Here is a 12,098-nt window from a genome sequence, read left to right on the forward strand (position 1 = left end):
GTTTGCTTATGCTCCTAAAGCAGGTGCCGGACCGGTCCGGCCACCCGGTCCGCGAAATCTTCGAGCACCATCACCGCGATGTCCTCGGCCAGCGCATCCTGGGGGGTTGTAAGACCGAGCAGATAGCCCGATCCATCCCGCGTCACGGTAAAGACAGGAACCGTGTCCCTGACCAGCCGGACGCGGGTCAGGCGCGTGCCGGTCAAATCGCGGACGATCGCCATAGGCGCCTGATCGTCTGCTGGAACCGGCACCGACAGGCGCGAGCGGTCGGGATCGGAAAATGTGCCAAGGATCGACCGGCCCGCTTCCACCCGAACCGCGATGACCCCGCTTTCGGTCATCGTCTGCCGCAGGCTTCCGGCCGCAAAGGCGGCCCAGATTCGGGCGTCACTCACCGCTCCGGGCTTCTCGGCAGCGAGCAGGGTAACCAAACCGTCGAGCGCCGCAGGGTCCACACGGGCTTCCACTTCGTTCCATGCCGTGCCGACGGTGCGTTTGGCGGCCAGGGCGCGCAGCGTCTCGATGTCTTTCACGTGGTAGGGCTGCTCGACCCCTTGCGTGGCAAGCAGCGCCAGGTCGAGACTTTCCTCCTCGGCCAGCCGCCGTGCTTTTGGCGAAGCGAGAATCCGGTCTCCGGTTGTCGGCGGAGATGGGGCAGGCCGCACCGGTGCAGGGGCGCGCGCGACCGCTGGTGGTTCGACCGAAGGCGCCTCTTCAAGGGGAGGGGTTTCCGCGACTGACGTCTCGGGTCCGGAGGGGGGCGGAGCGCTGGGCTTTTCTTCCGAGATTACCGCGATCACATTGCCCACCGGTACGTTCTCACCCGGCGCGCTGAGCAATTGAGCGACAAAGCCGTCGGCGCCGGCTTCGATCTCCATTGTTGTCTTGTCGGTCTCGACCTCGAACAGGATCTCGTCGGCCCGGACCGCGTCGCCCTCGGCCTTGAGCCAGGCAAGCAGCACCGCGCTGTCCTGCGCCATCCCGAGCGCCGGCATTATGATGTCACGAGGCATAGGACAGCTCGTTTTGCACCATCGCCTTGGCGCGCGCAGCGACGGCTTGGGGTGTAGGTACGGTCAAATCCTCGAGCGCCGGAGAAAACGGTACGGGCACGTCCATGGCGCCCATGCGCTGCACCGGTGCATCGAGATGGTAAAAGGCCCTTTCCGAAATGCGGCTGGCGATTTCGGCGGTCACCCCGAAGCTCTGGTGCCCCTCGTCGATGACGATGGCGCGTGAGGTCTTGCGCACCGAGGCCACGATGGCCTCCTCGTCGAGCGGTACGATGGTGCGCGGATCGACGATTTCGGCCGAAATGCCGTCGGCTTCGAGCATCGCTGCCGCCTTTTCGGCGACCTGGACCATCGAAGAGGTGGCCACAAGGGTGACGTCGCGTCCCTTTCGGACGATGTTGGCCACCCCGAAAGGAATGAGATATTCCTCCTCGGGCACCGGAGCCTTGTCCTGATACATGAGCTTGTCTTCAAAGATCACCACAGGACTGTCGTCGCGAATGGCGGTCTTGAGCAGGCCCTTGGCCTCATAGGCCGATGAGGGCAGGGCGACCTTGAGCCCGGGAATATGGGCAACCAGCGCGTGCAATGATTGGCTGTGCTGGGCAGCGGAGCGTCGAGTGGCGCCCAGATTGGTGCGCAGCACCATGGGCACCTTGAGCTTGCCGCCCGACATGTAATGGGTCTTGGCTGCCTGGTTGCAGAGCTGGTCCATGACCAGAAACAGGAAGTCGCCGAACATCAGGTCGACGATCGGCCGCGAGCCGGTCATGGCCGCGCCCACCGCCATGCCGACGAAGCCCGGCTCGGAAATGGGCGTATCGATGATGCGCTCCTTGCCGAACTCTTCCACAAGGCCCGAAAGCACCTTGAAGGGCGTGCCGGCCTCGGCCACGTCCTCGCCGAGCAGGAAGATGGACGGGTCGCGCCGCATTTCCTCGGCAATCGCCTCATTGACAGCCTTCGACAGCGTGATCTCGCGCATCAAGGGTCTCCTCAGGCCGCCGTTTCGGCGGGGGCAAAAACATGCATGTCGACCTCGCCGGCGTCCGGATAGGGCGCGTCCAGCGCATAATTGACCGCTGCTTCGGCATCGGCACGGATCTGGTCGGTAATCGCCTGCAACTCTTCGGCGGTAGCCAGCCTTTCAGCGGTCAACCAGGCCCCGAAATTGGTGATCGGGTCACGGTTCTCCTTCCATTCGGCCTCTTCTTCCTTGGAGCGGTAATAGGTGCGGTTGATATCGCCCACATGGTGGCCGTGATAGCGGTAGGTGTTGAGGGTGACAAAGAACGGTCCTTCGCCGGCCCTGGCGCGGCGGACCAAATCCGTTGCAAGGCGATTGACCGCCAGCACGTCCTGGCCGTCGACCTCATGGGCCGCGATGCCGAACGCCTCGGCCCGCGCCTTGAGTTCGCCCGCGGCCATCTCTTCGACCTTGGTATATTCGCCATAGAGATTGTTCTCGCAGGCGTAGATCACCGGCAGTTTCCACAGGGCCGCCATGTTCATCGTCTCGTAAAGCAGGCCCTGTCCCAGCGCGCCGTCACCGAAAAAGCAGACGGCAACCGCGCCGGTTTGCATGCGCTTGGCCGACAATGCAGCGCCGGTCGCAATCCCGGCGGAGCCGCCCACTATGGCGTTGGCGCCAAGGTTGCCATTGGCCTGATCGGCAATGTGCATCGACCCGCCCTTGCCCCGGCAATACCCCTCAACCTTGCCGAGCAGTTCGCAGAACATGGGTTTGAACTCGGCGCCCTTGGCGACACAGTGGCCGTGCCCGCGATGGGTGGAGGTGATGTAGTCTGTCACCTCCAGCGCTTCGCAGATGCCCACCGCCACCGCTTCCTGGCCGCTATACATATGGGTCAGGCCCGGCATTTTGGCCGACAGGTAGAGCTGGTTGGCATTGTCTTCGAAGGTGCGGATGCGCACCATCTGGCGGTACATCCGCAAATAGGCCTCGGCATTGGTGCCATTTGTTTTTTCGGCTGGGCTCATCGGAGCGCTCCCATTGTCAATACCGATGCGAGATCGGCAATTCTTCTGCGGGGAACAGGCTGATGATCTCGCATCCTGTATCGGTGACGACCACTTCCTCCTCGATCCGCGCCGCCGAATAGCCGTCGGTGGCCGGGCAGTAGGTCTCGAGCGCAAAAACCATGCCGGTCTGGATTTCCATGGGATGATCGAGGCTGACCGCACGACTGATGATCGGCCGCTCGTGCAGGGCGAGCCCCAGCCCGTGCCCGAATTGCAGCCCGAACGCCGCCAGCTCATTGGGAAATCCAAGGCTTTCGGCCGTCGGCCAGACCGATGCGACCTTATCGGTCGTGACGCCGGGCCTGATGAGCGCGATCGAGGCGTCGAGCCACTCGCGGCACTTCACATAGGCATCGAGCTGCGGCGGCGTGGCGCGCCCGATATTGAAGGTGCGGTAGTAGCAGGTCCGATAGCCCTGATAGCTTTGCAGGATGTCGAAAAACGCCTGGTCGCCCGGGCGGAAATAGCGGTCGGTGAAATTGTGCGGATGCGGATTGCAACGTTCGCCGGCAATGGCGTTGATCGCCTCGACATCGTCCGAGCCCATCTCATAGAGCATCTTGTTGGCCATCGCGACGATGTCGTTCTCGCGGATGCCGGGTTTGAGCTCCTGCCAGATCATGTGATAGACGCCGTCCACCATGCTGGCCGCCTGATTGAGCAGGTGGATTTCGTCGACATTTTTGATCTCGCGCGCGCCCAGCATGATCTGCTGGCCATCGACGATACGGACGCCGGCTTCCTGCAGTGCAAAAAACATCGCCGTCTCGGCATAGTCGACGCCGACGGGCATATCGGCCACGCCGGCTTTTTTCAGCAGTTGGTAGATTTCCTCGGCATAGAGCTTCATCAGCCCGAACGATGGCGGGATGGTGCCGCGCATGCCCACGACACCGGCAAGGCAATGGTCGGGGTCGAGCCAGTCGCAATACTCGCGGTGATGCACCGCCGCCGAGCCGAAATCCCAGACATAGGGCTCCTCGTCTCCGGCCAGCAGCGCGAAGCGGCACATCTTGTCGCGCTCCCATTCGCCGATCTTGGTGCCCGAGACGTAGCGGATGTTGTTGACGTCAAAGAGCAGCAGTGCGCCGCAAGCCGACTTTTTCAGCGCATCCTTGGCGCGTGACAGGCGGTAGCGGCGCAGCCGATCGTGATCGACGCGGCGCTCGAAATCGACGGCGGTGTGTCCAAGGGCCGGCAGGTGCCGGTCCCAGCGCCAGTTGGGGTCCATGTCGCCCGGTTGCAGGATGCGGGGGCTGAGCGCATTGGTCATTTTGAACACCTCATTGATATCTGGACTGACCGGTCGACCCGGAGGAGAGGGTCAAGGCTTTCCTTCGCTGCGAAAAGCTGTGTCACGGCTAGCCCCTGTAAACGGCAAGTGCGCCCGCCAGGACGAGCAGCAGGCCGGCCAGCCGCAAGGGCGAAACGGTGCGGACTTCAAGGTCGAATGCACCGAAATGGTCGGCGATGACGGCGCCCAGCAATTGGCCGGCGACAATGCAGACGAAAAACAGCAGGGCCCCGGTGACCGGCGCGATCACCGGGCCGCTTGCCACGAACACAGCGCCGATCACTCCGGCCAGATAGACCCACCACGGAACGTTCGAGAGCGTCGCCGCGCTTATCGTGCCTCGCCCGGTAAAGACCAGCAGGACCAGCGCGCTTATCAGCGCCACCAATATCGAGATCGCCGCGGCCCCGAACGGGTTCCCGATGGCGCGTGCGAGCATGGCGTTGAGGGCGGGCTGTACGGACACAAGTCCACCGACCCCTACCGCCGCGATCATGTATGCCCAGGCCACCATCGCGCTCAATCCCAGTTCAGGATGCGCGGCAGGCGCCGGTGCAGGGCGAGCGTGCCGACGATTCCCAGCGGGAAAAAGATAAGGGTCAGGGCCATGATCAGTCCGGTGGCGAGAATGTTGATTTCCGAAGCGCCCAGCGTGGCCACGAACAACTCGTTGAAGGCGACGATCAGGATCGCGCCGATGACCGGACCGGCTACGGTCCCCTTGCCCCCCAGAATGCACATGAGCACCATGTTCACCGAAACCAGGATCATGAGGAAAATATTGGGGCGGATATAGGTGAGATACTCACCCCAGATCGCACCGGCCATGCCCACGAGCCCGGCCGAGATGGCAAAGGCCAGGACCTTGTAGAGTCTGGTGTCGATCCCGGCGCTTTCCGCCTTGATCTCGTCCTTGGCGATGGCGCGCAGGCCGAGCCCGAACTTGGAATGCTTGATGCGATAGTTGAGCCAGACGGCAAACGCCGCCAGCGCGATGAATGCGTAATAGTAGGGAAGCTTTGCCCATTGCACAGGCAGGTTCGTGGGGGGCAGGGGCACCCCGTTGGCCCCGCCGATGAAGTGCCAGTTATCCATAAGGATGCGGGCGATCATCACCAGGGCGAGCGAGGAGATGATAAAGGACGGGCCACGGACCCGCAGCGTGATCAGCCCGATGACATAGCCGAAGAGCCCCGCCACCACGCCGGCCGCCGGGGCAAGCAGGATCGCCGAAATCCCATAGCGCGCCATGAGCATGCCGGCGAAATAGCCGCCGATCGCAAAGAACACATTGTGCCCCAGCGATATATAGCCGGTAAAACCGCCAAGAATGTTCCACCCGGCGGCCATCGCCGCATAGGAGGCGGTCAAAAGCACAAGGTGCAGCAGGTAGTTGTAGTTTCCCGCAAATTGCAGGGCCGGCAGGACCGATAGCGCCAAAAGAATAGCGATCGGGAACCAGTACGCCCGGCGGATATCGCGATGGGTCGTCATGCCTGCGTCGTGGGCCTTGCGCGCCGCGCGGACCGAAGCGACATTGTCTGAACTCGATGTCATCACGCCAGCTCCGGTTTTTCGCCGAACAGACCCTGCGGGCGCACCAGCAGGATGACGAACAGGGCGAGAAAGAAAACGATGGTCGACCAGGTCGAGCCGATGAAGGTGCCGACAAAGGCCGCGATGACCGACAGGGTGAACGCCGCAACGACAGTTCCGACGATCGAGCCCATGCCGCCCAGAACCACCAGAGACATCAGCACTGCGATCCATTCCCAGTGCTTTGCGGGAAAGAAGCTGAAGACGAACGAGACAAGCGCGCCCGCCGCGCCGGCCAGCCCGACCCCGATCGCGAAGGTCACCATGGAAACGAGATTGACGTTGACCCCAAGCAGCTCGGCCGCTTCCCGGTTCTGCGTGGTGGCCCGGATGGCGTAGCCGAAGCGCGAATATTTGAGGAACAGCGCCAGGGCGCCGATGATCGCCAGCGATATCAGCCCGGCATAGAGCTGACCCGTGGGGATGAAAACGTCGCCGATAAAGATCGCCTGGGTGGCATAGGGCGGCGATGTCACCCGCTGGGTGTTGGCGAACATGCTCCCCAGCCCGCCCTCGATCACCATGGCGACCGCGAAGGTCAAAAGGACGGTCATTTCCGAATATTTGGCCGATCGCGCTTCGCGCTCGAATACGAGCTTGTAGAGAACCACACCGACCACAGCCATGATGGCCGCCGCGAACGGCATGGCGATTATGGGATCGACGCCCAGCAGCCTGAAGGCCCAGTACGCCAGATAGGCCCCGGCGATGATCAGGGCGGGATGCGCCAGATTGACGATGCGCATGACCCCGAAAATGAGACTCAGCCCCGAGCCCATGAGCGAGAAGACACCGCCCAGAGCCAGACCGAGAATAAGAACCTGCACTATTGAAGACATGCGATCTCCCGGTCAGGCCGCCCTGTTGGCGCCCAGATAGAGTTCCTGGATTCTGGGATCGGCGAGGATTTGTTCGGCCGGTCCCTCGAAAAGCGTACGGCCCAGATCGAGCACGACCCCCCAGTCCGAATTTTTCAGACCCATGACAGCGTTCTGTTCGACGAGCAGGATGGTGATGCCCTCGGCGGCCAGCACCTTCATGATCTCGAACATCTCGCGGACGATCTTGGGCGCGAGCCCGAGCGAAGGCTCGTCGAGCATGACGATATCGGGCTTGAGAATCATGGTCCGCGCCATGGCCAATGTCTGCTGCTGGCCACCGGACATGGTGCCGGCGTGCTGGCCGGACCGCTCCCGCAGGATGGGAAACCGGTCCATGACCGCATCCACACGGCGGTCGACCTCGGCGCTGTCGCCCAGGATATAGCCGCCCATGCGCAGGTTCTCCCGCACGGTCATCTTGGCAAACAGCGCGCGCTCCTGGGGGACAAAGCAGATGCCCCGGCGCAGGATCTGGTCGGGGCGCAAGCCGTTGAGGCGCTCGCCCTTGAAGATCACCTCGCCCTGGCGGATATGCAGCATGCCGCAAATCGCCTTGAGCAGGGTGGATTTGCCTGCGCCATTGGGGCCGATGATGCAATGGATCTTGCCCGGCTTGACCGTCAGGTGCGCGCCCTCGAGAATGGCCGGTCCGCTGCCGTATCCGGCGGTAATGTTTCTGACCTCGAGAAGTTCGGTCATCAGCTGGCCTCCTCCAACGCGCCGCCGAGATAGGCGTCGAGCACTGCGGGGTCCTTCTGAACCTCTTCGGGCCGGCCCCTGGCGATGACCCTGCCCTGGGTCATGACCACAACCTGGTGCGACAGGCGCATGATGAGATTCATGTTGTGCTCGACGATCAGCACGGTGAGACCGCGATCGTTCAACTGCCGGATGCGTGTGATGATCTCCTCGAGCAGCGACGGATTGACACCGCCTGCCGGCTCGTCGAGCAGGATGATCTTGGGATCGCTCATTAGCAGCGCCGCGAGGTCCATGAGTTTCTTCTGCCCGAACGAGAGGTTGGAGCCGTCCTCGTGGGCGATCCGCGTGATGCCCAGAAAATCGAGGATATCCATGGCCTTTTCGATTTCATCCTTGCTCATCGCCGGCTTCATAAGGTCGCGCCAGCCATGGATGCGGGATTGGCAGATGACGTTTTCGAGCACGCTCATGTCGGCGAGGTTGCGCGAGATCTGAAAGGTTCGAGAGACGCCGAGCTTTGTGATCTTGTGCGGCCGCAACGGATCGATGCGCTGATCTTCGAGCCACACTTCGCCCGCCGTTGGCATCATGGTTCGGCTGATGCAGTTGAATGCTGTCGTCTTGCCCGCGCCGTTGGGGCCGATCAGCGCTGTGATGGTGCCCTTTTCGACAGTGAACGAGCAGTCATCGACCGCTTTGAGTCCTCCGAAATACTTGCAGAGGCCTTTGACCTCGAGCATCGCTTATCCCCTTGGTTTGCCCAATCGTTCCAACTGGTGGTGCCGATGCGCCGGGCTCATGGGCCCGGCGCACAGACGGATCAGAACCCGTTCTTGGGATAGACCAGGGGCGACACGCCCTCGAATTCGTTGGTGGGATAGACAAACTGCAGATTGCCGCCATTCCACTGTGTCATGAGGAATGGCTTGTCGACCGGCAGGCCGCGTTCGTCCCAGTTAAAGCGGCCAAGGATCGTCCGTACCGGTTCGTCCGGAGTGCGGGAGGAGAGCCAGTCGCCCATCGCGGCATTGTCGGTGGACCCGACGCCGGTAATCGCCTGTTCGATACCCTGGCAGACAGCGAAGGGAATTGCCGCGTCTTCGTCCGGCACCGCCCCATAGGCCTCTTGGTAGGCCGCCACGAAGTCGGCGTTCGAAAAGGGCTCGCCCCCAAGGATGGATTCGAACGGCGCATCCTTGTGCCAGGATGTGTGCACGAGAACGCCATCCCCCGACGCGCCGGTACCTTCGCTGAACTCGGCCTGCGTTCCCTGGCTGAAATAGACCAGTTTGGCCTCGGCCTGCACTGTGGCGAGGGCGCGGGTGAGCTGTACGGCTTCTTCGGCCGAGGCGGTCAGCCCGATAATCATTTCGGCGTTGGACCGCTTGATCGAATTGGCGAGGTTGAGCCAGTCGCTGAACCCTTCCTCCGGCCAGCGTTCTGAATAGACGACCTCGATGCCCGCCTCGGCGAGATAGCCCGGCGCAAGGTCGGCGACAAGACTGTTGTCGGCAGCGTCGATGACCTGTTCGCCAAGCAGGCCGGCCCATACGCCATTCGCAAAGAAATCGTCCGCCGAAACCACCGCCGCTGTCTGCGGGCGCTCTGCTTCGGGGATGAGATCGTTGATCAGCGCCGAAACCGATGCCCCGACATATTCCGCGGCATTGGGCTGGAAGTAATAGATGTTCTCATGGCCCTGGGTGTAGATTCCCAAAGCGCCGCCGGCCGGCAGCGCATGCACCATTCCGTTTCGCGCAAGAAGGCTCGCCACGGGAAAGCTCAGCCGCGACGAGAAGGTGCCGAACACGGCCTCGACGCCATCGACATTGATGAAGCGCTCATACTGGCTGATGGCCGTGGCGTTGTCCGAACGGTTGTCGGAAACGACAAGCTCGACCTCGCGGCCCAGAATGCCGCCTCTCTCGTTGATCAGGTCGACGCACAGCCCGTAGCCTTCCTGGTGCTTCTGTCCCGAAACCGAGAACCCTCCCGTGAGCGGCAATGATGCGCCGATCTTCAACGTCTGTGCATAAGCGGCTCCCCCAACCATCGAGAATGCGGCGGCAGCGGCCAGAAATTTGAATGCGGTCTTCATATCTTCCTCCCATGAATACCGATCGTGAAAGATGCAGCGCATTGGCCGCCATTCTTCTTATTGCGAGCCCGAGACCCGATGGTGCGCCGGCCTGCCGGCCGCCGCGACTATTCGGCCGCCTGGGCAGGAACCTCCAGCCCGGTCGGCACAGGAGTGCCCTCGCTGACAAGCTCGATCCCGGCGCCCAGTGCCACGGTTTCAAGAATCGCGGCGAAATCGAGGGCCAGATAGGCCTCCGGATCGTCCTTGAGCCGGGCGGCGCCGAAATGGGCCTGCAACGCCTCCCGCGTTGCCGCCGTGACCGGCATGGGCACATTGAGCCTGCGGGCCGAGCTCAGTCCCAGATCGAGGTCCTTGCGCAGCAGTTCGGGCGTGAAGGTCGTGGTCCAATCCAGATTGACCAGCGCATTGGCCTTGTAGCGGGTGAATACCGAACCCATGACCGAATTGTTCATGAAGTCTAGAAACGCCGCTCGCGGCACGCCCGCTTTCTGGGCGAGTATGGTGATCTCCGCCAGGTTCTGGATGACGACGCCGAGAAACACATTGTGAGCGATTTTGCAGAAGCGCGAGAGCTCGCCTTCCCCGACATAGGAGACGCCCCGGCCCGCGATGGCGGCAATCAGCGGTTCGACGGTGTCGAAGATCTCACGCGGCCCGGACGCGACCGAACTCAATTTGCCGGCGCGCACGCATTTGCCATTGCCACTGACCGGCGAGGCGAGCAGTTGCGCTCCGCGCGCTGCAAGCCGCTTGCGGATGTCGGCCGATTGCTCGACGGCAATCGAGGAACAATCAACGAAGATCTTTGGAACGGCTCCGTCGCCCGACAACACGCCATCGGGTCCGAAATAGACCTGTTCGACATCGGCGCCGGTCGAGACCATCGTGAACAACACATCGACGGAGCTAAGGTCGCGTGGGGCATCAACGAGTACTGCCCCCTTTTTTGCCAGAGGTTCGGCCTTCGCCCGTGTCCTGTTCCAGACACTTACCTCATAGCCGGCATCCAGCAGACGCTCGGCCATCGGATAGCCCATGCGGCCCATGCCAATCCAACCGACCCTCAAACCCATTGCAAATGCTCCCTCGGATTGATTTCTGCGACTGCGTCCGGCGCAACGATGGGGGATGGCGAGAGATCGAGTGGACCGCGGCGCTGCCCTGACGGCGTGCCGACCCCGCCCTGATCGATCCTTTCGCCTACTCCCCGGCGATTTTCGCAATCCATTACGCTACCAATTACGCAATCGATTGCGTGATTGGTAGCACGGCAATATGAGCAAGGTCAACAAATATTCGCAATCGATTGCGTATAGGAGGCCAAATGCATATGCTGAGAAGGTTTCGGAGAGGGTCGGGGATACCTTCTTGCTTGAAGAAGTTCATTCGAGGTAAGTCGGGTCTGAATGAAAAAACCCACGCTCAAGGATGTCGCAAGGGAAGTCGGCGTGCACGTCTCCTCGGTTTCGCGTGCCCTCGATCCCAATGCGAGAACGCCGCCGGCCGACGAGATGATCCTGCGGATCAAGGAAGCGGCGGACCGGCTGGGCTATCGTCCCAACCGCCTTGCAGCGGGATTGCGCACCAAGCGCACCATGACCGTGGGCGTCATCATCCCCGACATCACCAATACGCTGTTCCCCCCGATCCTCAGGGGCATCGAGAGCGTGCTCGAGCCGCTCGGCTATGCAGCGATCATTGTCAATACGGACGGATTGCCCGAACGCGAGGATCGTCTTCTCGACGTGCTCCAGGAGAGGGGGGTGGACGGCATTATCCACGTTGCCGTGTTACGGCACGACCCCAAGGTCGCGCAAATGGCCCGGGAGGGCCTGCCACTGGTCACGCTGAATCGCCGGCTCGAGAATTCCGACATCCCCTGCGTCACCAATGACGACGATGCCGGCATCGAAATGGCGCTGCGGCACCTGATGGATCTGGGGCACGTTCATATCGGCCACGTTGCCGGGCCCACGGTATTTTCCACCGGCAAGCAGCGGCTCGCGGCCTTCGAGACGGCCAGCCGCAAGCTCGGGATACAAATCGTACCCGCCGCGGTGGTGCCGGCAAGCCGCTACGACGAGACAGAGGGCGCCCGCTGCACCGATCTCGTGATGCGGGCCAACCCTCGGATAACCGGCATCCTGTGCGCCAACGACCGCTTGGCGCTCGGGGCTTTGGAGGCGCTTTCCCAAAAGGGTCTGTCGTGCCCCCGGGACGTGTCGGTGACCGGGTTCAATGATATTCCATTTCTTGATCGCATCCCGCCGGGCCTGACGACGGTCAGAACCGAAAAGTTCGAAGCCGGCCAGACGGCGGCCCGCCTGCTGCTCGAGATCATCAATGGCGATGGCAATCCGGTTCCACCCGAGACGGTCCTGCCGGTAAAACTGATAATCCGGGGCAGCACGGGGCCCATTGGGGCAATGGGGGCCTAAAGATTGCGCGCCCGTGGAAGTCGGACG

General features: G+C 62.3%; 12 protein-coding genes. 1 reads left to right on the plus strand and 11 read right to left on the minus strand.

Annotated elements, in window-relative coordinates; genetic code table 11:
• Nucleotides 1-14 precede the first annotated feature (14 nt).
• From KKY_RS19805 to KKY_RS17820, 11 genes are all read right to left on the minus strand, one after another.
• A complete protein-coding gene (locus KKY_RS19805) occupies nt 15-1,016 on the minus strand; it encodes a biotin/lipoyl-containing protein (protein WP_083824195.1) in 1,002 nt (333 codons plus the stop codon).
• Nucleotides 1,006-2,001: an alpha-ketoacid dehydrogenase subunit beta gene (locus KKY_RS17775; RefSeq protein ID WP_014132771.1), complete on the minus strand. Its 996-nt coding sequence runs from the start codon at nt 1,999-2,001 to the stop codon at nt 1,006-1,008. The genes KKY_RS19805 and KKY_RS17775 overlap by 11 nt, the downstream gene beginning before the upstream one ends.
• Nucleotides 2,002-2,012: 11 nt before the next feature.
• Nucleotides 2,013-3,017, minus strand: coding sequence for a thiamine pyrophosphate-dependent dehydrogenase E1 component subunit alpha (locus KKY_RS17780; protein WP_014132772.1), 1,005 nt, complete (start codon nt 3,015-3,017; stop codon nt 2,013-2,015).
• Between the two features lie 16 nt (nt 3,018-3,033).
• On the minus strand, nt 3,034-4,332 hold the full coding sequence (locus KKY_RS17785; RefSeq protein ID WP_014132773.1) for a M24 family metallopeptidase: 1,299 nt from the start codon (nt 4,330-4,332) through the stop codon (nt 3,034-3,036).
• Between the two features lie 88 nt (nt 4,333-4,420).
• Nucleotides 4,421-4,867 carry a DMT family transporter gene (locus KKY_RS17790; protein WP_014132774.1) on the minus strand — a complete coding sequence of 149 codons (447 nt, stop codon included), beginning with the start codon at nt 4,865-4,867 and terminating at the stop codon, nt 4,421-4,423.
• 5 nt (nt 4,868-4,872) lie between these two features.
• The gene (locus KKY_RS17795; protein ID WP_014132775.1) at nt 4,873-5,910 is read right to left on the minus strand and encodes a branched-chain amino acid ABC transporter permease; all 1,038 of its coding nucleotides are present in this window, start codon (nt 5,908-5,910) and stop codon (nt 4,873-4,875) included.
• Complete coding sequence (locus KKY_RS17800) at nt 5,910-6,788, minus strand: branched-chain amino acid ABC transporter permease (protein ID WP_014132776.1); 879 nt, start codon at nt 6,786-6,788, stop codon at nt 5,910-5,912. The genes KKY_RS17795 and KKY_RS17800 overlap by 1 nt, the downstream gene beginning before the upstream one ends.
• 12 nt (nt 6,789-6,800) lie before the next feature.
• Nucleotides 6,801-7,529 carry an ABC transporter ATP-binding protein gene (locus KKY_RS17805; protein ID WP_014132777.1) on the minus strand — a complete coding sequence of 243 codons (729 nt, stop codon included), beginning with the start codon at nt 7,527-7,529 and terminating at the stop codon, nt 6,801-6,803.
• Nucleotides 7,529-8,272, minus strand: a complete 744-nt coding sequence (locus KKY_RS17810; RefSeq protein ID WP_014132778.1) for an ABC transporter ATP-binding protein — start codon at nt 8,270-8,272, stop codon at nt 7,529-7,531. Before KKY_RS17810 ends, KKY_RS17805 begins: the two co-directional genes overlap by 1 nt.
• 80 nt (nt 8,273-8,352) lie before the next feature.
• The gene (locus KKY_RS17815) at nt 8,353-9,630 is read right to left on the minus strand and encodes an amino acid ABC transporter substrate-binding protein (RefSeq protein WP_041528884.1); all 1,278 of its coding nucleotides are present in this window, start codon (nt 9,628-9,630) and stop codon (nt 8,353-8,355) included.
• Nucleotides 9,631-9,737: 107 nt separating this feature from the next.
• Nucleotides 9,738-10,763: an NAD(P)-dependent oxidoreductase gene (locus KKY_RS17820; RefSeq protein ID WP_420864536.1), complete on the minus strand. Its 1,026-nt coding sequence runs from the start codon at nt 10,761-10,763 to the stop codon at nt 9,738-9,740.
• Nucleotides 10,764-11,039: 276 nt separating this feature from the next.
• Here KKY_RS17820 and KKY_RS17825 point away from each other — a divergent pair, with 276 nt between their 5' ends.
• Nucleotides 11,040-12,071, plus strand: coding sequence for a LacI family DNA-binding transcriptional regulator (locus KKY_RS17825; protein ID WP_014132782.1), 1,032 nt, complete (start codon nt 11,040-11,042; stop codon nt 12,069-12,071).
• Nucleotides 12,072-12,098: the final 27 nt, after the last annotated feature.

It is taken from the genome of Pelagibacterium halotolerans B2 (genome assembly GCF_000230555.1).
Taxonomy (GTDB): domain Bacteria; phylum Pseudomonadota; class Alphaproteobacteria; order Rhizobiales; family Devosiaceae; genus Pelagibacterium; species Pelagibacterium halotolerans.

What these genes read in the sequence shown, in the direction of transcription:
- KKY_RS17805 (WP_014132777.1), bottom strand. Translation starts at nt 7,529, where the DNA reads ATGACCGAACTTCTCGAGGTCAGAAACATTACCGCCGGATACGGCAGC.
- KKY_RS17775 (WP_014132771.1), bottom strand. Translation starts at nt 2,001, where the DNA reads ATGCGCGAGATCACGCTGTCGAAGGCTGTCAATGAGGCGATTGCCGAG.
- KKY_RS17785 (WP_014132773.1), bottom strand. Translation starts at nt 4,332, where the DNA reads ATGACCAATGCGCTCAGCCCCCGCATCCTGCAACCGGGCGACATGGAC.
- KKY_RS17815 (WP_041528884.1), bottom strand. Translation starts at nt 9,630, where the DNA reads ATGAAGACCGCATTCAAATTTCTGGCCGCTGCCGCCGCATTCTCGATG.
- KKY_RS17795 (WP_014132775.1), bottom strand. Translation starts at nt 5,910, where the DNA reads ATGACATCGAGTTCAGACAATGTCGCTTCGGTCCGCGCGGCGCGCAAG.
- KKY_RS17790 (WP_014132774.1), bottom strand. Translation starts at nt 4,867, where the DNA reads ATGGTGGCCTGGGCATACATGATCGCGGCGGTAGGGGTCGGTGGACTT.
- KKY_RS19805 (WP_083824195.1), bottom strand. Translation starts at nt 1,016, where the DNA reads ATGCCTCGTGACATCATAATGCCGGCGCTCGGGATGGCGCAGGACAGC.
- KKY_RS17800 (WP_014132776.1), bottom strand. Translation starts at nt 6,788, where the DNA reads ATGTCTTCAATAGTGCAGGTTCTTATTCTCGGTCTGGCTCTGGGCGGT.
- KKY_RS17780 (WP_014132772.1), bottom strand. Translation starts at nt 3,017, where the DNA reads ATGAGCCCAGCCGAAAAAACAAATGGCACCAATGCCGAGGCCTATTTG.
- KKY_RS17825 (WP_014132782.1), top strand. Translation starts at nt 11,040, where the DNA reads ATGAAAAAACCCACGCTCAAGGATGTCGCAAGGGAAGTCGGCGTGCAC.
- KKY_RS17810 (WP_014132778.1), bottom strand. Translation starts at nt 8,272, where the DNA reads ATGCTCGAGGTCAAAGGCCTCTGCAAGTATTTCGGAGGACTCAAAGCG.